Annotated in this window: 19 protein-coding genes; all 19 read left to right on the plus strand. The window is 46.3% G+C overall.

Annotation, left to right across the window (positions count from 1 at the left end; translation table 11 throughout):
- Positions 1–2 precede the first annotated feature (2 nt).
- Positions 3–941 carry a bifunctional riboflavin kinase/FAD synthetase gene (locus ACUUJN_RS10240; RefSeq protein WP_023988220.1) on the plus strand — a complete coding sequence of 313 codons (939 nt, stop codon included), beginning with the start codon at positions 3–5 and terminating at the stop codon, positions 939–941.
- Positions 942–1,073: 132 nt separating this feature from the next.
- Positions 1,074–1,343, plus strand: coding sequence for a 30S ribosomal protein S15 (gene rpsO / locus ACUUJN_RS10245; RefSeq protein ID WP_007430074.1), 270 nt, complete (start codon positions 1,074–1,076; stop codon positions 1,341–1,343).
- 214 nt (positions 1,344–1,557) lie between these two features.
- A complete protein-coding gene (pnp, locus tag ACUUJN_RS10250; protein WP_484669554.1) occupies positions 1,558–3,660 on the plus strand; it encodes a polyribonucleotide nucleotidyltransferase in 2,103 nt (700 codons plus the stop codon).
- Between the two features lie 230 nt (positions 3,661–3,890).
- On the plus strand, positions 3,891–4,895 hold the full coding sequence (locus ACUUJN_RS10255; protein WP_484669555.1) for a polysaccharide deacetylase family protein: 1,005 nt from the start codon (positions 3,891–3,893) through the stop codon (positions 4,893–4,895).
- Positions 4,896–4,961: 66 nt separating this feature from the next.
- Positions 4,962–6,227, plus strand: coding sequence for a M16 family metallopeptidase (locus ACUUJN_RS10260; RefSeq protein WP_023988223.1), 1,266 nt, complete (start codon positions 4,962–4,964; stop codon positions 6,225–6,227).
- A complete protein-coding gene (dut, locus tag ACUUJN_RS10265; RefSeq protein ID WP_023988224.1) occupies positions 6,205–6,651 on the plus strand; it encodes a dUTP diphosphatase in 447 nt (148 codons plus the stop codon). The genes ACUUJN_RS10260 and dut overlap by 23 nt, the downstream gene beginning before the upstream one ends.
- Before the next feature lie 184 nt (positions 6,652–6,835).
- A complete protein-coding gene (gene dpsA, locus ACUUJN_RS10270) occupies positions 6,836–7,735 on the plus strand; it encodes a dipicolinate synthase subunit DpsA (protein WP_028542709.1) in 900 nt (299 codons plus the stop codon).
- Complete coding sequence (locus tag ACUUJN_RS10275) at positions 7,732–8,325, plus strand: dipicolinate synthase subunit B (protein WP_023988226.1); 594 nt, start codon at positions 7,732–7,734, stop codon at positions 8,323–8,325. The genes dpsA and ACUUJN_RS10275 overlap by 4 nt, the downstream gene beginning before the upstream one ends.
- A 134-nt stretch (positions 8,326–8,459) precedes the next feature.
- Positions 8,460–9,497 (plus strand): aspartate-semialdehyde dehydrogenase, encoded by a 1,038-nt coding sequence (locus tag ACUUJN_RS10280; protein ID WP_013309939.1) that lies wholly within the window; start codon positions 8,460–8,462, stop codon positions 9,495–9,497.
- A 23-nt stretch (positions 9,498–9,520) separates the two neighbouring features.
- Positions 9,521–10,738: an aspartate kinase gene (gene dapG, locus ACUUJN_RS10285; RefSeq protein ID WP_013309940.1), complete on the plus strand. Its 1,218-nt coding sequence runs from the start codon at positions 9,521–9,523 to the stop codon at positions 10,736–10,738.
- Between the two features lie 39 nt (positions 10,739–10,777).
- The gene (gene dapA, locus ACUUJN_RS10290; protein WP_069080939.1) at positions 10,778–11,659 is read left to right on the plus strand and encodes a 4-hydroxy-tetrahydrodipicolinate synthase; all 882 of its coding nucleotides are present in this window, start codon (positions 10,778–10,780) and stop codon (positions 11,657–11,659) included.
- A 350-nt stretch (positions 11,660–12,009) separates the two neighbouring features.
- Positions 12,010–13,689 (plus strand): ribonuclease J, encoded by a 1,680-nt coding sequence (locus ACUUJN_RS10295; protein ID WP_013309942.1) that lies wholly within the window; start codon positions 12,010–12,012, stop codon positions 13,687–13,689.
- A gap of 229 nt (positions 13,690–13,918) precedes the next feature.
- Positions 13,919–14,767 carry a ClpP family protease gene (locus ACUUJN_RS10300; RefSeq protein ID WP_023988228.1) on the plus strand — a complete coding sequence of 283 codons (849 nt, stop codon included), beginning with the start codon at positions 13,919–13,921 and terminating at the stop codon, positions 14,765–14,767.
- Positions 14,764–14,976: a YlzJ-like family protein gene (locus tag ACUUJN_RS10305; RefSeq protein ID WP_023988229.1), complete on the plus strand. Its 213-nt coding sequence runs from the start codon at positions 14,764–14,766 to the stop codon at positions 14,974–14,976. Before ACUUJN_RS10300 ends, ACUUJN_RS10305 begins: the two co-directional genes overlap by 4 nt.
- A 103-nt stretch (positions 14,977–15,079) precedes the next feature.
- Complete coding sequence (locus ACUUJN_RS10310) at positions 15,080–17,758, plus strand: FtsK/SpoIIIE family DNA translocase (RefSeq protein ID WP_484669556.1); 2,679 nt, start codon at positions 15,080–15,082, stop codon at positions 17,756–17,758.
- 225 nt (positions 17,759–17,983) lie between these two features.
- Positions 17,984–18,835 (plus strand): spore cortex-lytic enzyme, encoded by an 852-nt coding sequence (gene sleB / locus ACUUJN_RS10315; RefSeq protein ID WP_023988231.1) that lies wholly within the window; start codon positions 17,984–17,986, stop codon positions 18,833–18,835.
- A gap of 160 nt (positions 18,836–18,995) precedes the next feature.
- Positions 18,996–20,276: an EF-P 5-aminopentanol modification-associated protein YfmF gene (gene yfmF, locus ACUUJN_RS10320; protein ID WP_023988232.1), complete on the plus strand. Its 1,281-nt coding sequence runs from the start codon at positions 18,996–18,998 to the stop codon at positions 20,274–20,276.
- 2 nt (positions 20,277–20,278) lie between these two features.
- Positions 20,279–21,559: an EF-P 5-aminopentanol modification-associated protein YfmH gene (gene yfmH / locus ACUUJN_RS10325; protein WP_023988233.1), complete on the plus strand. Its 1,281-nt coding sequence runs from the start codon at positions 20,279–20,281 to the stop codon at positions 21,557–21,559.
- A gap of 20 nt (positions 21,560–21,579) precedes the next feature.
- Positions 21,580–22,347, plus strand: a complete 768-nt coding sequence (ymfI, locus tag ACUUJN_RS10330; RefSeq protein WP_023988234.1) for an elongation factor P 5-aminopentanone reductase — start codon at positions 21,580–21,582, stop codon at positions 22,345–22,347.
- The last annotated feature ends 59 nt before the right edge of the window (positions 22,348–22,406 follow it).

The following is a 22,406-nucleotide window of genomic DNA, read 5'->3' on the forward strand; positions in this document are numbered from 1 at the left end:
TAATGATTACCGTATCGTTATCTTATCCATTGAGTGATGAGCTTTTGCAGCAATGGGGACGTCCACAGGTCACGGCGATCGGTCAGTTTGATGGTCTTCATCTGGGACACGCAAGCGTGATACGTAAGGCCGTTGCGCTGGCTCGTGAACAGCAAGTGCCGGTATCTGTCATGACATTTCATCCTCACCCAAAGGAAGTCATGAAAAAAGGCGATTATGAAGGTTATTTAACACCGCTTGCGGACAAGCAGACTATTCTGGCTGATATGGGTGTGGACGTACTTTATATTTTGAGTTTTAACGAAGAATTTTCTAAGGTCAGCCCTGAGGCGTTTATAAGCGATGTGCTGCTTCCGTTGCAAATTCGAACAGCGGTAGTAGGCTTTGATTTTCGGTTTGGCCACCGGGGAGCCGGGCATGAGGATACCCTCCGTAAGCTGGGAGGAGAGCTAATGTCTGTACACACCGTATCACCGTTCGAACTGGATGGGGACAAGGTGAGCAGTTCTGGCATTCGCCGTGCTTTACAGAACGGGGATATAGCACATGCCTCTCGCTGGTTGGGACGTCCTTATCGTATCCAAGGTACTGTAATGGATGGAGAGAAGCGCGGACGTACGATCGGTTTTCCGACTGCTAATCTCAAACTGGATGATACCTACGTGATTCCGATCAAGGGTGTATACGCTGTACGGGCGCTTGTAGGCGATCGTTGGATAAATGGTGTAATGAATGTAGGGGTTAAGCCTACTTTTCATGAAGGTGTGCTGAATCCGTCGTTTGAGGTACACCTATTTGATTTTAATCAGCAAATTTATGGGAATTCTGTGCTTGTGGAGCTTCACCATTACATCCGCCCTGAACGCAAATTCTCTTCGGTAGATGAGCTGATCAGCCAAATTGGCAATGACGCACAAACGGCTAAAAAGCTGTTAGGCTAATTTATTTACATAAGACAGGCGCTGTGTTATACTGACTTATGTTGTGTAAACAACGATGAACCTTAGCTTGGTTGTCCGCTTTCACCGGCGGCTACGAGGCTAATGGCGATTATAATGAAGGAGGTGAACAGGATGGCATTGACTCAAGAGCGTAAACAGCAATTGATCGAGGAGTACAAAACTCATGAATCCGATACAGGATCACCAGAGGTACAAATCGCTATCCTTACTGAAAACATCGTCAACTTGCAAAGTCACTTTCGTTCGCACAAGAAAGACCATCACTCCCGCCGCGGGTTGTTGAAAATGGTCGGTCAGCGTCGTAAACTTTTGGCTTACCTGAAGAAGACTGATGTTAAACGTTACAGTGCGTTGATCGAGCGTCTCGGACTGCGTCGTTAATTTTCAGACATGTAATGAGAAAAGAAGCCTGGTTGTTCACCGCTTGTCCCTGCTAAGGCGACGGCGGACAGCAGCCGGGTTCTTTTTTGAAATGAGGAATCTTTTTTTGAATTACATATCCTGATTTGTCTGCTAGCTTCTTATGAATAAGCCCTGCGCAGGAAATACTGGATATGTATAGAACTTTTACAATGAAATGAAATGGAGGGATACCATGGAGCAACGCGTAGAAATGCAGCTCGGCGGAAGAAAGCTGGTGCTGGAAACAGGACGTCTTGCGAAACAAGCCAATGCGGCAGTTAAAGTGAGCTACGGAGAAACAGTTGTGCTTTGTACCGTGACCGCTTCCCGTGAACCGAAAGATTTGGACTTTTTTCCCCTGACCGTAAACTATGAGGAAAGATTGTATGCTGTAGGGAAAATTCCTGGCGGATTTATTAAACGTGAAGGACGTCCGAGTCAAAAAGCAATTTTGTCCAGCCGTTTGACAGACCGTCCAATTCGCCCATTGTTCCCGGAAGGTTTCCGGAATGATGTACAGGTGTTGAACCTGGTTATGAGTGTCGATCAGGATTGCGAACCTGAAATTGCAGCAATGATCGGAACCTCGGCAGCACTTAGCATTTCGGATGTACCTTTTAATGGGCCAATCGGTGGAGTCGCTGTAGGACGTGTAGACGGGCAATTTGTGATTAACCCGGATATTTCACAGCAGAATGCAAGCGATCTGTACCTGGTTGTAGCCGGAACGAAAGATGCCATCATGATGGTAGAAGCCGAGGGCAATGAGATTCCAGAGGAAGTTATGCTGGAAGCTATTATGTTCGGTCATGATGAGATTAAGAACATTGTGGCAGTCATTGAACAATTGGTGCAAGTAGCAGGTAAAGAAAAAATGCAGGTTAAACTGCATGCTGTTGATGAAAAAGTGAACAGTGAAGTACGTGCTTATGCAGCTGAACGTTTAATGGAAGCTGTTAAAATTGCAGAAAAACACGCCCGTCAAGAGGCGATTGATGCAGTCAACGAAGAGACAGTTGCCCATTTTGAATCACAATACATAGAGACACCTGAGCTTTTGAGCGACGTGAGCGAAGTTCTCTATGATATCGTCAAGGAAGAAGTACGTCGTCTGATCACGCATGATAAAGTGCGTCCTGATGGTCGTAAGCTTGACGAAATTCGTCCGATTGAAAGCGACACTAGCATTTTGCCGCGTACTCATGGTTCGGGCTTATTTACACGCGGTCAAACGCAAGCACTTAGCATTTGTACACTTGGTGCATTGGGTGATGTACAAATTTTGGACGGTATTGATCTGGAAGAAACAAAACGCTTCATGCATCATTACAATTTCCCGCCATTCAGCGTAGGTGAGGCTCGTCCTTTGCGTGCGCCAGGCCGTCGTGAAATCGGACATGGTGCTCTTGGTGAACGTGCACTTTCCAAAGTAATTCCTTCCGAAACTGAATTTCCATACACCATCCGTTTGGTTTCCGAGGTACTGGAATCAAATGGTTCGACTTCACAAGCTAGTATTTGTGCAAGTACACTGGCTATGATGGATGCAGGTGTACCGATTAAAGCTCCGGTTGCAGGTGTAGCGATGGGATTGATCAAGGATGGAGACCATGTTTCCGTATTGACTGATATCCAAGGGATGGAAGACCACCTGGGCGATATGGACTTTAAAGTTGCTGGTACCGCGGAAGGCGTAACTGCCATTCAAATGGATATTAAAATTAACGGTATTGACCGCCAGATTTTACAGGATGCGCTCAAGCAAGCTAAAGAAGGACGCTTGTTCATTCTTAGCAAAATGATGGAAGCGATCCAGAAGCCACGTGAGCAGTTGTCTCAGTATGCTCCAAAAATTATGACGATGCACATTAACCCGGACAAAATCCGTGATGTTATTGGAGCTGGTGGTAAAATCATCAACAAAATCATCGAAGAAACCGGCGTGAAAATCGATATTGAACAAGATGGTCGTGTGTTCATCGCTTCCACAAATCAAGAGATGAATGAAAAAGCACGTTCCATTATTGAGGGTATCGTAAAGGAAGTCGTGGTCGGTGAGATTTACATCGGTACAGTAAAACGGATTGAGAAATTCGGTGCATTTGTTGAAATTTTACCGGGCAAAGATGGTCTGGTTCATATTTCTCAACTGTCTACTGAACGTGTAGCCAAGGTTGAAGATGTAATTGCTATTGGGGATACAATTACGGTGAAAGTAACCGAAATTGATCAACAAGGTCGTGTCAATCTGTCCCGTAAGGCTGTTCTGACTGCAGAAGCACCTGCAAAATCCTAGGTACCTGCATGTTGCAGACTAGAAAGGCAGGAGTAGCTTTTCGTATTAACAGTACAAGGGATTTGAATAGCATTGTTTAAGCTTTTGGAAAGAGGCAGAGCTACGTTTCTGGCTCTTTTTTCATACATATGCACAAGCTGCGCCAAAGTAGGCTTCTAGAGGCTACTGCGTCATAGTTCTTGTCCTCCCCGCATACAATGTGGACAAACGGGCGGGAGGATGAAGGAATCATGAGTAGGGCAAAAAGAGCAGTGTGGGTGGTAGCCAGTTTAGCCATCACACTGGTAATCGGACAGTTTAGCGGGGTTCGTGACTTCGCTAATCAATTACGCAATGGAGACGCTACAGGAGTTGGGGAGCCTAAAGCTGAAACAACGATGGCGATGGCGGCTTTACCCGATAATGCGCTTATGCAGCGACTAAGAACAGAAGCAGCCCGTCAGCGGCGGGAACCAGTTGATGCCAAGATCGACAGGGTATGGAAGGGTATTCCAGGCTATAACGGACTGGAGGTGGATTTGGATGCTACCTATCGCAAAGCGATTGCATCTCCGGATCGACCCATTCAATATGTATATCGGCAATTGGCACCTAAAATACATTTAAATCAGCTTGGTAATGTTCCAATTTACAGGGGGAATCCCGAAAAGCCGATGGTATCCTTCATGATCAATGTAGCATGGGGGAATGAATTTATCCTGCCGATACTGAACACGCTGGATCAGGAAAAGGTCAAGGCTACATTTTTTCTTGATGGAAGTTGGCTGAAAAAAAATCCAGAACTCGCCAAGGAGATTCAAAAAAGAGGGCATGAGCTTTCGAATCATGCTTACTCTCATCCGAATATGAGCCGTCTGAGTCGGGCCAGAGCCACACTAGAAATTGAAAAGACACAAGAGCTTCTTCAAGAAACTTTGGGCGTCAAAAATAACTGGTTTGCCCCTCCATCGGGCGATTTTAATCAGCAAACGGTGGATATAGCAGCAGAACGTGGGCTCAAAACAGTGTTGTGGACATTGGACACTGTAGATTGGAAACATCCGTCACCAGAATCGGTGATTAACAAAATCAGTAGTAAAGTTGAATCAGGCACACTGATATTGATGCACCCAACAGACTCCTCAGCGGCTGCTCTCAAAGGCATGATCCATGCCATTCGTAGTAAGGGACTTGTGCTCGGAACTGTCAGTCAGACACTTTCCCCTGATCGACAGCTACCTGCTCCGGTTGAGTGAACGTCTTTTTTCTGTTAGGATTGAACATTATGGCTAAGTATGCAATTCAGTTTAGGAGGGCCAATCGTGGAAAGAATTCAACTCAAAAACGGCCTAAGAGTGGTCATTGAAAAAATTCCAACCGTGCGTTCTGTTTCTTTCGGTATCTGGGTTAAAACCGGCTCCCGAAATGAAACGCCGGACAATAGCGGTATTTCTCATTTTATCGAACACATGCTTTTCAAAGGAACAGAGCGTTTTAACGCTAAGGAAATCGCTGAGCAATTCGATGCCATCGGAGGAAATGTTAATGCTTTCACTTCGAAGGAATATACATGCTATTATGCCAAGGTGTTGGATGAGCATCTACCGATCGCAGTTGACGTGCTGTCTGATATGTTTTTTAATTCCAAACTAGATCAGGAAGAATTGGCAAAAGAGAAGAATGTGATTTTGGAGGAAATCTCCATGTACGAGGATACACCGGATGATATGGTTCATGATCTTGTATCTCGCGCGGCCTATGGTGAACATCCACTGGCTTATCCGATTCTCGGAACCGAAGATCACCTGCTTGCTATGGATAGCTCACATCTCAGCCATTATATGAGGGAGCATTATACAATCGACAATACAGTTATCAGTGTGGCTGGTAATGTTGATGATCGCTTGGTAGAATTGTTGGAGCGACATTTTGGACATTTTGATAATCATGGAACCGTTTCGCCGCTGACAGTACCTGCGTTTAACGGTGAGCTGTTGTATCATGAGAAAGCAACGGAGCAAAATCATATTTGTTTATCCCTGCCTGGATTTGCAACGGGTGACGAACTCCAGTATGCTATGGTTTTGCTGAATAACGCGATCGGCGGCGGCATGAGTTCACGTTTGTTTCAAGAAATTCGGGAAAAGCGTGGACTGGCTTATTCGGTCTATTCCTATCATAGCTCCCATGCGGACAGTGGTATGTTCACGATCTATGCAGGTACGGCTCCTAAGCAAACAAAGGACGTGCTGGATTTGACGCTGGAGCTTTTACGAGATGTGGCTGTCAACGGTTTGGACGCTAATGAGCTTCGTAAAGGTAAGGAGCAATTAAAAGGAAGTTTGATTTTAAGCCTTGAAAGTACAGGTAGCCGGATGAATCGGCTTGGAAAAAATGAATTGATGCTTGGTCAGCATTATACGCTGGATCAAATGATCGAGCATATCGAGCAAGTGACGGCAAATGATGTGAATAAAGTGCTGGATCGGATGTTCTCGGAGCCGTTTGCCCTGTCGATGGTGGGAGCGAGTGATTCAGCGGTAAAGGATATGAGGAGGGACTATTTTGTTAACTTACGTGGAAATTAACAGACTCGCGGGCAATGAAGATATTGAGCTGCCCCGCAAAATGTCAGAGCTTGCATCAGGGTTTGACTTGTATGCAGCAGTACAGGAAAATCTGGTACTGGAACCCGGCAAACGTTGCCTCGTTCCAACTGGATTTGCAATAGCTATGCCAGCGGGATTGGAGGCACAGATCCGTCCGCGAAGTGGACTGGCTCTTAAGCATGGTATTACATGTCTCAATACACCGGGAACGATTGATGCGGATTATCGTGGGGAGATTAAGGTACTTCTTATTAATTTGGGCGAGGAATCGTTCACGATTACGCGCAATGAGCGAATTGCACAAATGGTATTTCAGGTTGTACCTGAGGTAGAGCTGAAACAAGTAGACCATTTATCTGAAACAGTGCGTGGTGCTGGAGGCTTTGGCCATACAGGACGCTGAGGTTATGGTTGGTTTGCGATATACGAATGTCTATTTTGTAAAATCTTCAAATTTCTTGCTTAAGAGTAAGCATGCAAATAAAGGTCGCCTCATAAAGGGGCGGCTTTTTTTTGTGTTTTTTCACCCCTCTCCGGGCACTCGCATAGACTAAAAGCATATCGTGTCTCGGAAAGGAGTGATCCGGATGCTAACAGGAATACGCGTCGTTGTTTTGGGTGGCGATGCGAGGCAGCTTGAGGTAATCCGCAAATGTGTGGACATGGATGCTACCGTCAGTGTGGTCGGTTTTGACAAGCTTGAAGTACCACTCAAAGGAGTGACACTAGAACCAATGTCTGTCAAGCTGCTGGAATCGTCAGACGCACTGATTTTGCCGGTGGTGGGATGCGATGAGGAAGGCAACGTAAATGCACTTTTTGGAGCACAGAAGCTCCAGTTTCTGAATGAGCATGCTGCTGCTCTTCCACCGCATTGTGTTGTATATACAGGGATGGCGCGGACGTACTTAAAAGAAATTTGTACCAGACATGAGTTAAAGCTGGTAGAGCTGCTGGAGAGAGATGATGTGGCCATATACAACTCTATACCTACGGCCGAAGGCGCACTGATGATGGCCATTCAGCATACCGATTTTACGATTCACGGTGCAGATTGTATGGTTCTAGGCATGGGACGGACTGGATTTACCATGGCAAGGGCACTACAGGGGTTGGGAGCCAGAGTGAAGGTTGGAGTACGGCGGGCAGAGGATGCAGCGAGAGCCGTGGAAATGGGTTGGAAGCCTTTTATGACAAGGGATTTAGCGCAAGAGACAAAGGGAGTTGACTTGATTTTTAATACGATACCCTCTATGATTATCACAGCGCAAATCCTGTCTAAATTGCCATTGAGCACCGTGATTATAGATCTTGCTTCCGCCCCGGGCGGATGTGATTTCCGTTATGCGGAAAAGCGTGGAATCAAGGCTATGCTTGCCCCTGGTCTTCCCGGTATTGTTGCTCCCAAAACTGCTGGTGCCATTATAGCGAATACGCTGGTGCAGTTGTTAATGGAAGATAATCCTGATCGGGGGGATGCACAATGAGTTGGCAAGGGAAAACAGTAGGTTATGCAATTACAGGCTCACATTGCACATTTGAAGAGGTAATGCCTGTTATACAGCGCTTTGTTGATGAGGGTGCGAAGGTCATTCCTATTATATCCAATACAGTACTAACAACGGATACTCGCTTTGGTACTTCGCAAAGTTGGCAAAAACAGTTGAAAGATATAACAGGGAATGATATCATTTCTACAATTGTGGAGGCTGAGCCACTGGGTCCCTCCCAAATACTCGATGTGCTGGTGATTGCACCTTTGACGGGGAATTCAATGAGTAAGTTAGCGAATGCGATGACAGACAGTCCGGTTTTGATGGCTGCCAAGGCGCAATTGCGCAACGGTCGTCCACTTCTTTTAGCCATATCTACTAATGATGGACTGGGTCTAAATGCTGCCAATATCGCCAAATTACTCGTAGCCAAAAATATCTTTTTTGTGCCGTTCGGACAGGACAATCCAGTTAAAAAGCCGAACTCGCTTGTAGCTAACATGGAGTTGATCCCCGAGGCTGCTTATGAAGCATTGCAAGGTAAACAGCTTCAGCCGATGATTGTGGAACGCAAGACCCCATGAAGTACTATAGTTAACTGCTGAGCATCCCTCGCCTAGAAGATGATTCGATATTGTATCGAGTCTAATTTCTTGTTGGCGGTGGATGCTTTCAGAATAAAAAATGGTTTTTTAGTCGAGAAGGGGAGATACACCAGATGAGCAATAGAAAGTTTAATGTAGCTGTCGTTGGAGCAACAGGCGCTGTAGGAGAACAGATCGTAAATCTGCTGGAAAAACGGGATTTTCCTGTGGACAAAATCAAATTTCTTTCTTCGCCTCGTTCTGCCGGCACGTTAATTAGCTTTAAAGGTCAGCAAATTCCAGTAGAGATTGCTACCCCCGACAGCTTTGAAGGAATCGACATTGCTTTGTTTAGTGCAGGTGGAGACGTAAGTAAGGAATTGGCGCCGCATGCTGTTCGTCATGGGGCGGTTTGCATTGACAACACCAATGCATTCCGAATGGATCCGACAGCTCCTCTTGTAGTGCCTGAGGTGAATAGCGACAAAATTGCCGAGCATCAAGGAATTATTGCGAACCCGAACTGCTCCACCATTCAGATGGTAGCTGCTTTGAAACCATTATATGATCAGTATGGCATTTCTCGTATCATAGTATCCACATACCAGGCCGTTTCCGGGGCTGGAAGCCGAGCTATTGATGAATTGAATCGTCAAAGCGCAGCGATTCTTAACGGTGATGAAGTTCAGCCTGATCTGTTGCCAGTAGGCTCGTTGCCAGTAAAGCATCAGATTGCTTTCAATGCTATCCCGCAAATCGATAAATTCCAGGACAATGGTTATACACTGGAAGAAATGAAAATGGTACGTGAAACGAAAAAAATACTGGGTGACGAATCTGTGGACGTAACAGCAACGTGTGTACGTATTCCTGTTGTATACGGTCACTCGGAATCTGTATATGTAGAACTTAAAAAAGATTATGATTTAGAAGAAATCCGCAATCTGCTGGCTTCGGCACCGGGAGTAACGCTAGTGGACGATCCTGCTGCTCAGCTTTATCCACTGGCATCCGAAGCTGCTGGAAAACCTGACGTATTTGTGGGGCGTGTACGCCGTGATTTGGGCAATAGCCGTGGATTGAATTTGTGGGTTGTATCCGATAATCTGCTCAAAGGAGCGGCATGGAACGCGGTGCAAATCGCGGAAATTATTGCTGCAAACGCGGAGTAACGTTCCGATATGGGGGAAGAATAATGGGTATTTTGGTGCAAAAATTTGGGGGAACCTCGCTGTCCACACCTGAAGCACGTCAACTTGTGCTGGCACATGTGAAGCGGGAGCTGGAGCAAAATCTTCAATTGGTTGTTGTTGTGTCGGCCATGGGGAGAAAAGGAGAGCCTTATGCCACCGACACGCTGCTGGATTGGGCGGCGTCTAACGGCGACAGTCTTCCGAAGCGCGAGCGGGATTTACTGCTGTGCTGTGGTGAAATCATTTCTGCTGCTACATTATGCAGCCTGATGGAGAAGGAAGGTATTCCTGCTACGGTGCTAACTGGGGCACAGGCGGGCTTTATTACGGATGATCAATACGGCAATGCTCGTATTTTGGATATAAAGCCAGACCGTGTTGTTGAAGAGTTGAACCAAGGCAGAGTTGTCATTGTGACAGGTTTTCAGGGACAAACAGCAGACGGTGATATGACCACCTTGGGTCGGGGCGGCAGCGATACGTCAGCTACTGCTCTGGGTGCTGCTCTACATGCGGATATGGTCGATATTTATACGGATGTGAATGGTATATTAACCGCCGATCCGCGCATTGTGGAAAATGCAAAGCCACTTACACATGTTAGCTATACGGAGATTTGCAATATGGCTCATCAGGGAGCAAAGGTTATCCATCCTCGTGCTGTTGAAATCGCCATGCAGGCTAATATCCCGGTCCGTGTTCGCTCTACCTTCTCTGAAGGAGAAGGTACGTTAGTTACCCACCCGGAAGGCTTTAAAGACGTGCAGGCAGACATCGTAGACCGTTTCGTGACCGGTATTGCGTATGTCGGCAATGTCACTCAGATTAATGTTGAATTAAAGCCGGGTTTGGAGCACTTGCAATTACAAGTATTCAAATCTATGGCTGAACATGGAATCAGCGTTGACTTTATTAACGTAACTCCATCGGGGGCAGTTTATACTGTGTTCGATCATGATGGAAGCAAAGCGGTTGAAGTATTGAACGGTTTGGGTCTAGAACCTAAGATACTGGCCGGGTGTGCTAAAGTTTCTGTCATAGGCGGTGGTATCAACGGGGTACCGGGCATTATGGCGACGATTGTGGAGGCATTGGCAGAATCAGACGTACAGATCCTTCAATCCGCAGATTCCAACACGACGATCTGGGTACTTGTTAAAAAAGAAGATATGGTGCAGGCTGTACGCGCATTGCATAATAAATTTGAACTCCATCAATAGGTGCATTGTCCGTGCTCGGACTTGCAAAAAGGAGGCAGCATGGTGAACTTCGGCAGATTGATTACCGCAATGGTGACACCTTTTGATCAGCAAGGAGAGATTGACTGGACTGCATTGTCCTCGTTGATTGATTACTTAATAGAAGAACAGCACTCAGAGTCACTTGTTGTATCTGGAACAACAGGGGAGTCTCCTACCCTGAGCGATGATGAAAAAATCAAGTTGTTTGCATTTGTTGTAGAAAAAGCAGCTGGACGATGTAAAATTATTGCCGGGACTGGAAGCAACAATACGCGTCACTCTATTCATCTAACCCGTGCCGCGGAGCAGGCAGGAGCAGATGGTGTTCTACTGGTAGTACCATATTATAATAAACCGAATCAGGAAGGGATGTATCAGCATTTCGAAAGTATTGCAAACTCCACATCCCTTCCAGCTATACTGTATAATGTTCCAAGCCGTACTGGAGCGAGTCTAACAGCTGAAACAACGCTGCGTCTTGCACAAATTCCGAACATTGTGGGAACCAAAGAATGTGCATCACTTGCGCAGGTCACACAGATTGCAGCGGCAGCGCCAGAAGGTTTTCTGGTTTATTCCGGGGATGATGCTTCTGGGTTGCCTGCTATGGCTGTAGGTGCTTATGGTATTATCAGCGTAGCGAGTCATGTGGTAGGTGCTGAAATGAAGCAGATGATCGATTCACTTGTAGGAGGACACTCGCAGGAGGCAGCCAAGTTGCATCAGCAGTTGTTCCCGATTTTCAAGGGTTTGTTTGGCTGTCCTCATCCTCTGCCTAATCCGGTGGCAGTAAAATATGCATTGGAATTACGGGGGATTAAGGTAGGTTCGGTTCGGTTGCCACTCATTCCTCCAACTGAGGATGAAGCGGAATTTATTAAGAAATTATTTACCCGCTAAAGAGAAATAGGAATGTAAGCTGTTAATTAATACTAAGGAGTATCCTTGTTAAGGGCAGTCGGTAGGTACAAAACCGATAGGGTTTATTGTCTGACAAGGTTCTCCAGCGTGAAGGGCGTTCTTATAGGACGTCCTTTTTGCTGTGCTTTTAACTATGCATGTAGATAAAATGACAGATACTAATGGTTTCAGACGGCAATGGGAAACCTAGCGTAACGAACAGGATGACTTGTTTTTTCTTATTTTAATCATGTATAATGGGGTCAAGTGACTGGGTGCGGTATTTTTTTGAAAATTAAATAAACAAATCAAGGTACGACGTCCAACTACCATAGGAGGTTTAGATTCATTTGTCTAAAAAAACAAACAACGATAAATTGATGATTTTCGCTTTGGGCGGCGTCGGTGAAATCGGGAAAAATATGTATGTCGTTCAATACGGCAATGACATTGTCGTGGTGGATTCCGGTCTGAAATTCCCGGAAGAGGACATGCTGGGCATTGATATCGTTATTCCTGATATTTCCTACCTTACAGAGAACCGCGACAAAGTAAGAGGCATTGTGCTGACTCATGGTCACGAGGACCATATCGGCGGTTTGCCTTACGTGTTGAAACATTTGAATGTACCAGTATATGGTACCAAATTGACGCTGGGATTGGTGGAAAACAAGCTGAAGGAAGCGAATCTGCTTGGTGAAACCAAACGTATTTTGATCAATGCTGATTCCGAAATCAAGCTGGGTTCCACACTAAAAGCAACTTTCTTCAGAACCAACCATAGTATTCCGGATTCTGTAGGTGTATGTATTGATACTCCTGAAGGCGCTGTTGTTCATACAGGTGACTTCAAATTTGACCATACTCCGGTGAACGGACAATATGCAGATTTGCAGCGTATGGCTGAAATTGGCACACGTGGTGTACTGGCTCTTTTGTCAGACAGTACAAATGCCGAGAAACCGGGCTTTACACCTTCGGAAAAGAGCGTTGGTATTGTCCTGGAAGACATTTTCCGCAAGTCGAGACAGCGTGTGGTCGTAGCCACTTTTGCTTCTAACGTACATCGTATTCAGCAGGTAATTAATGCTGCTGAAGCAACGGGACGTAAAGTAACAGTTATTGGTCGAAGCATGGTTAATGTCGTAGGTATTGCTTCGGACTTGGGCTATTTGGAAATTCCAGATGGAATGCTGATTGAGCCTGAAGAAGTTGGCAAAATGTCAGCGGATCGTGTAGTTATTCTCTGCACAGGCAGTCAGGGTGAACCGATGTCCGCTTTGACAAGAATGGCTCGTTCCACACATCGAAAGGTTGACATTCTTCCAGGGGATTCAGTCATCATCGCAGCTACTCCGGTACCGGGTAATGAAAAATACGTTGGACGTACAATAGATGAACTGTTCCGTCTAGGTGCCAATGTATATTACAGCGCAGCTAATCCAGGTATCCACGTTTCTGGACACGGAAGCCAGGAAGAACTCAAGCTGATGCTGAATCTGATGAAACCAAAGTTCTTCTTGCCAATTCATGGTGAGTTCAGAATGCAACGTCGTCACGCTCTTCTTGCTGAAGGCGTAGGTATAGAGCCTGAAAATATCTTCATCACGGATATCGGTGAAGTCATTGAAATTCAGAATGGCGGAGCACGCAGAGCTGGTAAAGTTACAGCAGGCAACGTACTGATCGATGGACTAGGCGTAGGGGATGTAGGAAATATCGTATTGCGCGACCGCAAATTGCTGTCACAGGACGGTATTTTGGTGGTGGTTGTCACGCTGAGCAAGCAAGACGGAACGATTAAATCAGGCCCAGATATCATTTCCCGCGGTTTCGTATATGTCCGTGAATCGGAAGGTCTACTGGATGAAGCAAATCGTATTGTCTCAAGTACACTGCATAAGCTCATGAGTGAAAATGTAAATGAATGGGCTTCCCTCAAGACAAATGTCAAGGATGCACTAGGTCGCTTCTTGTATGAGCAAACTCGTCGCAGACCGATGATCCTGCCAATTATAATGGAAGTGTGATTCAATTGAAATTTGTTCAAAAACCTGAATTAAAAACTTAAGTCACAGGCACACAGTCGCCTCTCTTCCCGCAGGAAATATTGGACGGTTTCCGCGGGAGGAGAGGCTTTTTTGATTTTGCGGGACAAGGAAAAGCATGGGGTCGGGTATAAATTATTCCATTTCCATCCCATACTATAGGGTGAATACGGGTCATATAGATGCGTAAAGCGAAAGGAAGATCACCCATATGGAACAATACAGCAATCTAACATCTGGCAACGAGGAAACGGAAGCTCCAGATCAACCAGAAATTGGGCAAAGACCCGCTTTACCTGCTATGGAGGCTTTGCAGCAACTGGGTCAAACCTCCATGCCTGGAGGCGAGTCCAATATTTTTTGCATGACGATTATCGGTCAGATTGAAGGGCATCTCATTTTACCGCCTCAAAACAAAACGACAAAATATGAGCACATTATTCCCCAGTTGGTAGCGGCAGAACAAAATCCTCGTATCGAAGGATTAATGATTTTGCTGAATACAGTTGGTGGTGATGTAGAGGCAGGACTGGCTATTGCTGAAATGATCGCATCGATGAGTAAACCAACGGTGACTATTGTCATAGGTGGGGGGCATAGCATCGGTGTGCCCATTGCTGTGTCTTCCACTTATTCCTACATTGCGGAGAGTGCGACGATGACCATTCATCCCATTCGTATGAACGGTCTGGTCATTGGAGTACCACAAACTTTTGAATACATGGAAAAAATGCAGGAACGTGTTGTACGCTTCGTCGTTTCTCATTCTCGTATTACAGAAGAGCAGTTTAAGGAACTGATGTTTAAAACCGGTGAGTTAAACCGCGATATTGGTACAGCGGTTGGGGGAGCGGATGCAGTGAAGTATGGATTGATGGACGCGGTTGGAGGCATCGGAGAGGCTTTAAAACAGCTGAACACCATTATTGAAACGCGGCGTCAGCAAAACGGGATCGCTGGGATTCAACAGCAGGCTCCGTATGCTCCTTTTTCTCCCAGTCCCACAGGAACTCCTACAGAGACACTGTCAGGGGAGCAAAGCAGGGAGCTACCTCAATGACACTATATACTGTGATGCCAATGGAAATGGTATGGCAAGGGATGTGGAAAGAGGCTGAGGAGCTTGCAGAGGTTCGGGTAGACGGTCTACTTATGCAGGTACAGCCGCTTGAAAGTCGTCGGGGGATCATTGTACGGTTGTTGGACTGTCCGCTGGAAGCCTACCTGAATCCGCGTTATGGACCAGGTCAAGTTATCGAGTGGTCGTAGAAGGTGTCGAATAGTATAGAAATAGGTCATTTACTGCTGAAAAAGAACATATGTGCGGATACCGGGTGACGTGGTATAATATTCTTCTGGGGGGTGACCTTGTATGTCCAGAAGAAGAAAAAGAAAAAAGAAAGCCGCATTTGGCGGAGTTCTAAAATTTGAAATTTACGGCATTGTGCTGATTACATTAGCGGTCATTGCGTTGTCGGGTGAAGCGGCAGTTGGTCGGTCGCTATCCAAGATGTTTGGGCTCGTACTGGGGAAATTCTATTTTGTTATCCCTCTCATTGGCATTTATTATGGTCTGATGGTGATGATTCACCGCAAGTGGCCGAACCAGTGGAACTCGCGTAAAACGGGTTTGCTCCTGTTGGTATTTGCCTTTACACTTATGAGTTCTATTTCATCTATGGAGCAGCGTTTGGGGCCGATCAACGCGCTTCAGCCGGGCGGAGTGATGACCCAGATACATATAGATATGCGTGAGCAGTTGCTGTCGCCTGACCAGCAGGGCCATACCTCAATGCTGAACAAGGATATCAGCGGGGGGTACGTAGGCGCATTGCAGCTTACTGTTCTGTTGTGGCTGTTTGGTCTCACAGGAGCTAAACTGATCATGATTGTTATGTTCGTCATTTGTTTCATGCTGATGACCCAACTGTCCTATGTGGATTTGGTACGGATTGTAAAGACCAAGCTGCTGACAGTCGGGGGAAGCGTGCGTAAAAAATGGACTGGTAAAGCTACTCCGCTTTCGGCATCTAGCAAAGGTAGTGGAAATAGAAAAATCAAGTCTGAGCCGATTCCTGCCTATGAGGAAGACATGGATGATGACTTTGACGAAATGCAGCCTCCTGCACGCAAACAACCGATTTTCTTTCAGTTGTTTGGTCTCAAAAATTCAGATAAAGCGGACAAGGAGAAGCATTCCGTCGATACGGATGAGGATGATCATGGTCTTCCATATGAAGCTGAGGACGCGCAGGCCCAGTGGATAAACGATAACCAGAGTGAAGAGCTGTCTGACGTAGTCGAACACGCTGAGGGGGAAGCTGCAACTCCGGTAAAAAGGTCGCCCATTATTAGGGATTTCTTTGAACAAGTAAAGCATGAGGAAAGAAGACCGGAAGCTGAATTTGGAGAGTCCCTGACAGGGGCAGAGCAGACAACTTCCATTATTGATGAATCCCTGGATGATGACTTTGTGGATGCCCATGCGAATACGGATATGGATGATTCGACAACGATCCAGGGGACATTAGAAGGTGCTCAGGGACAAGCTCAGACGATTGCAACTGGGGTTGCAGGCGAAGAGGCTGAAGGTACCCATACAGCTATTCCGGCTCCGCCGCCGCCTAAACCGTACAAGCTCCCATCGTTTCGTTTGCTTGCTAAACCACAAAACGTAGGCAAAGGTATGGGACAAAAGGATTACATGCAAACGGCACGCAAGCTGGAAGCAACGCTGGAAAGCTTCGGTGTGCGGGCGAAGGTGCTGGAGGTTGTACGTGGCCCTGCCGTAACGCGTTATGAAATTCAGCCGGACATTGGAGTAAAGGTCAGCCGCATTGTGAGTCTGACGGATGACATTGCGCTTGCGCTTGCTGCCAAAGATATCCGTATGGAGGCTCCGATTCCTGGCAAATCTGCTATCGGAATTGAGGTTCCGAATAATGAAGTTTCCATTGTCACGATGCGTGAGGTAATGGAGACAACCGTTTTCCAGGAGTCAACTTCCAATTTATCCATTGCATTCGGACGTGATATTGCAGGACAGACGATTGTTGGTAATTTGGCCAAGATGCCCCATCTGCTTGTAGCTGGGGCAACAGGTTCGGGTAAATCAGTGTGTATCAATGGGATCATCACGAGTATTTTGTACAAAGCAAAGCCGGATGAGGTCAAATTTTTGATGGTCGATCCTAAAATGGTGGAGTTGAACGTGTACAACGGAATCCCGCATTTGTTGGCTCCGGTCGTGACTGATCCAAAGCGTGCCTCACTTGCATTGAAGAAAATTGTAGTTGAAATGGAAAAAAGATATGAGTTATTTTCCAAATCAGGAACCCGTAATATTGAGGGCTATAATAATCTGATGAAAGATAACCCGGATGCATTTCTGCCTTACATCGTCGTTATTGTGGACGAGTTGGCAGATTTAATGATGGTAGCTGCGGGAGATGTGGAGGATGCGATTGCACGACTTGCCCAAATGGCACGTGCAGCAGGCATCCACCTTATCATTGCAACCCAGAGACCTTCGGTTGACGTAATTACCGGGGTGATTAAAGCCAATATTCCTTCACGTATTGCCTTCGGCGTTTCCTCGCAGGTAGACTCCCGTACCATATTGGACATGGGCGGAGCCGAGAAGCTACTCGGACGTGGTGATATGCTGTTCATGCCAATGGGGGCTTCTAAACCTGTCCGCGTTCAGGGAGCGTTCATGAGCGATCAAGAAGTCGAAAATATTGTTAACTATGTACGTGAACAGGGTGAAGCGCAGTATGATGAAACGCTTGTGCCGGAGGTGGAAGAGGTATCGGCTGATGCAGATGAAATGCTGGATGAGCTGTACGATCAGGCTGTCAACATCATTTTAGAGGCTAAACAAGCTTCCGTTTCGCTTCTTCAGCGCCGTATGCGGATCGGTTATACACGTGCTGCTCGATTGATTGACTCCATGGAAGCTCGCGGAGTCATCGGCCCTTACGAGGGCAGCAAGCCCCGTGAGGTCCTTATCTCAATGGAGCAATATCAGCAAAATAAAGTTAGTTCCTAAGCATTATCTCTATTCAGCACTACATTAAAACGCTGTTTGTTCGCATGGTGGTTGTTCTAATATGACAACTCCAAGTGAACAAACAGCGTTTTTTGTGATGTTTTTTTGAGGTGTGGCGACTACCTGCTGAAAGAAGATTAAAAGGGTGAATAGCTTTAAGCGGAGCTTGTCATAATAAACGTAGCCATCCTGTTAATCCCACAAAAGAAAGGTAGAGCGCAGCATATGAAAAAGACAATGGTCTGGATTTGCACGGGTATCCTCGCAGCCTCGGCTATTACGTACACAGGACTTTTTAAAAATGACTCTGCACAGCAGCAAGCAGAGCCGCTGAGCACACAGCAGAAAGTACAAGCAGCGCAACCTTCCCAGCCGACATTCAGCTCGGGAGCGGTTGATTTTGGATCTTACGGTCAGGATGTATATGAGTTGCAATCACGTTTGAAGTTGCTGGGCTTTTTTGGCGGGAAAGTGGACAGCCATTTTGGCAGCAGTACACTAAAAGCTGTCAAGGGTTTTCAAAAGGAATTTGGCATCCGTCCCGATGGAGTGGTCGGAGCAAAGACGAAATTAAAGCTGGTGAATGCTACTCCTAACTGGAAGCCAACGGAAACTCCTATGCATCGTAACAATCAAGGTTCCGCTCAGGGACAGACAGCGGACAATAACGATAAAGCGGATCAAAATGATGAAACGATGGGATCGGCCAACACCATGGGACTATCTGAAAATGATCTCAAAATTATGGCCAACGCGGTCTACGGTGAATCCCGCGGCGAGCCATTTGAAGGACAAGTTGCCGTCGCGGCTGTTATTTTGAACAGGGTTAAGTCACCGAGCTTTCCCAACTCACCATCTGGAGTGATCTTTCAGCCAGGAGCTTTCACAGCTGTAGCAGACGGCCAAATCTGGCTCACACCGAATGAGACTGCACAAAAGGCGGTACGCCAAGCACTGAACGGCTGGGACCCAAGTGGAGGATGTCTTTATTATTTTAACCCAAAAACAGCCACCTCCAAATGGATTTGGTCCCGTCCGCAGGTGAAAACCATTGGGGAGCATATTTTCTGCATGTAAAACGCCGAAGCAGCCGGGAGCTTGTCTCCGGTTGCTTCTTGGCTTTTGCATGGTTAGAATAAAGATTGGTACACTTTACCTCTTTACAGGAGGATGATTTACAGCAGCTAATGCTAATCAAAGGCTAGACGCAAATTGACGTCACAAAGGAGTTTTGGACTTGAACAAAACAGGTTTCGAGCGTGGCACACGCAGACAACTGAGGATTCATGTACTGCCGACCAAGCGCTTTAAGACGTTTGCCATATCGTTGTATGTAGGTACTCCGCTACGTGAGGAAACCGTTACCCGAGTGGGGCTGGTACCTTTCGTTCTGCGACGGGGTACAGAATCGTATCCGCAGACTACACAATTCAGAGAACAGTTAGAACAATTGTATGGCGCGGGTTTCGGATTCGATGTATACAAACGTGGAGATTATCAGATCGTGCAATTTCGCATGGATACGATTAATGACAGCTTTGTAAACAGTCCGGATAGTTTGCTGGATCGTTCGTTTGCTTTTCTCGGAGAAGTGCTGACGAAGCCTGCATTGGAAAATGGTGCATTTCAAACGGGATACGTCCAGCAGGAACGAGAAAATGTGCGTAAAAAGCTGGAATCTATAGTTAACGATAAAATACGTTATGCTGGTGAGCGCTGTATGGAGGAAATGTGCAAAGATGAGCCTTATCGTCTGCACCCTCTTGGTCAACGATCCGATCTGGACAGCATAGATGCACAGAGTTTGTATCAGGCTTATGGAGAATGGCTGAATCATGCCAGCATGGATTTATACGTTGTGGGAGATACGACGCTGGAAGAAGTTGAGAAGTTTGTTGATCGCTATTTTCAATTGAACCGTTCAGCGGAAGCAGGGTATGTTCCAGAACAGCCCAAATCGGTAGAGCGTGAGGTTCAAACCGTTGTAGAGCGTCTTGATGTGAACCAGGGCAAGCTCAACATGGGGTTGCGCACCCCTATTACGTATGGAGACGATCGCTATGCTTCCGCTCTGATGTACAATGGCATTTTGGGTGGGTATCCGCATTCAAAGCTGTTCGTTAATGTAAGGGAAAAGGAAAGTTTGGCGTATTACGCTTCATCGCGGTATGACGGGCATAAAGGGATTGGTACGATTCAATCTGGTATCGAAATTCCTAATTATGAAAAAGCGGTTACTATTATCCGCAAGCAACTGGAAGATACGCAAAATGGAGCGATTACCGAGCTGGAAATGACCCAAACGCAGGCGATGATTCGCAACTTGCTAAAGGAGATGCAGGATTCCGCTTTTGAAATGATCGCCTATGATTTTAACAGACAGCTTTCTGGTAAAGAGCGGACGGTAGATGAGCTGCTGAGTCAGGTGGAGGCAGTCAAGGTGCAGGATGTTCAGGATGCCGCCCGGACGTTCCGACTGGACACTATTTATTTCTTGAGAGACCAGAAGGGGGAATAGCGGTGGAGCATATACCATATGAGCATTTGCAGGAAACGTTGTACTATGAAGTAATGGATAACGGTTTACACGTTTATGTGTTGCCCAAACCGGGTTTTCAGAAAACGTACGCTACATTTGCGACTAAATACGGCTCGGTTGATAATCATTTCCGCGTAGAAGGTCAACAGCCCGTAAAGGTGCCGGATGGCATAGCCCATTTTTTGGAGCATAAAATGTTTGAAGAGCCTGAAGGCGATATTTTTGCTACCTTTTCCTCTAATGGGGCATCGGCGAACGCATTTACGAGCTTTGATCAAACAGTATATCTGTTTTCGGCAACCGAGCGTATTCAAGAAAATTTGACCACGCTGGTCAATTTTGTGCAGCATCCTTACTTTACAGATGAAAATGTAGAGAAGGAAAAAGGCATTATCGGCCAGGAAATCAATATGTATGAAGATAATCCCGATTGGCGGAGTTACTTTGGTCTGATCGAGGCGTTGTACAAGGTCCATCCGGTGCATATTGATATCGCAGGTACTGTTCAATCCATCAGTACGATTACAAAGGAAACGCTGTACAGTTGCTATGAAGCTTTCTACCATCCAAGCAATATGATTCTTTTTGTAGTGGGCGGAGTGGATCCAGCTGAAGTAATAGAACTGGTACGTAACAATCAGGCTAAAAAGGACTATAAGCCGCAGGGAGAGATCGAGCGGATTTTCGACGATGAACCCACTACAGTTGCAGAACCACGTCGTGAGGTAAAGCTGGCCGTTTCTCTGCCAAAGCTACTGTTTGGATTTAAGGAGGCTGAAGTAGGCCTAACGGGTGAAGAATTGCTCCGTCATGATCTGGAAACCAAGCTGATGCTAGATCTCCTGTTTGGCTCCAGTACACAATTGTATCAAAAGCTCTACGATGAGGATCTGATTTCGGACAGTTTTGGTCATGAGTACAATAGCACGCAGCAATATGCATTCTCTGCAATCGGTGGGGATACCAAAGACCCGGATCGGCTGTTGGCGAGAATACGTGAAGAGGTGGAGTCCATCCAGAAGCAGGGCTTTGCAGCAGAACATTTTGAACGGGCACGCAAAAAGAAAATCGGTGGTTATCTGCGTACACTCAATTCACCAGAAAATATTGCGCATGAATTTACAAGACATCGCTTCCGGGGCAGCGATTTTTTCCAACTGCTTCCGATTTATGAAAGTATCACGCTTGAGGATGTAAATCGCCGTCTGAAAGACCATATCCAGTGGGATCAACTCGCAATATCACTAGTGGTGAGTCCGTAATGTCCAGGGAGAGGGAAACGATGACCACCGAGGGCGGAGAACTAAAAGCGATTGGCGATACAACCGTGCTGATTACAGGGGCAAGTGGCGGAATTGGTGCGGCTATTGCTGAGCGTTTTGCAGCTGTAGGGATGAATGTGGTCATTCACTACATGAAGTCCCATGAAAAAGCAAATGAAGTTGCCCGTCGTTGCATGGCTTATTCAGGCAAGGTAATGACCGTGTCAGCGGATCTGCGGAGCAAGGAGCAGATCGAACGCATGCGTGAAAAGCTGGATAATCACGGGATGAAGCCGGATATTCTTGTGAACAATGCCGGACTATCTCATTATGGGCTGTTAACAGATGTTTCGGAAGAGGAATGGGACGAAGTGATGGCTGTCAATGTTAAGGGAACCTTTTTGTGCACGCAGGTTTTTATGCCACATATGATTTCCCAACGCTATGGCCGCATTGTGAATGTTTCATCCGTGTGGGGGATATGTGGTGCTTCGTGCGAGGTGTTGTATTCCACCACCAAGGGAGGCATTAACGCTTTCACTAAAGCGCTGGCTCAAGAGGTAGCACCTTCCGGGGTGACAGTGAATGCTGTAGCTCCAGGTGCAGTGGATACGTCGATGCTGGATCATTTGGATGAAGGCGAAATTACCAGTTTGGAAGAAGAAATTCCTGCTGGACGATTGGCTCGACCTGATGAAATATCGTCCCTAGTTTATTTTCTTGCGCTTCCTGAGTCAGGTTATATTAATGGCCAGGTCATAAGTCCTAACGGAGGATGGGTGACTTAAGGGAAATAGCGCTTGGAGGAATCCACCAGTATAGTAAGCGTCTGAGAAGAGCATATTAC

The organism is Paenibacillus sp. LRG-1 (assembly GCF_057220305.1).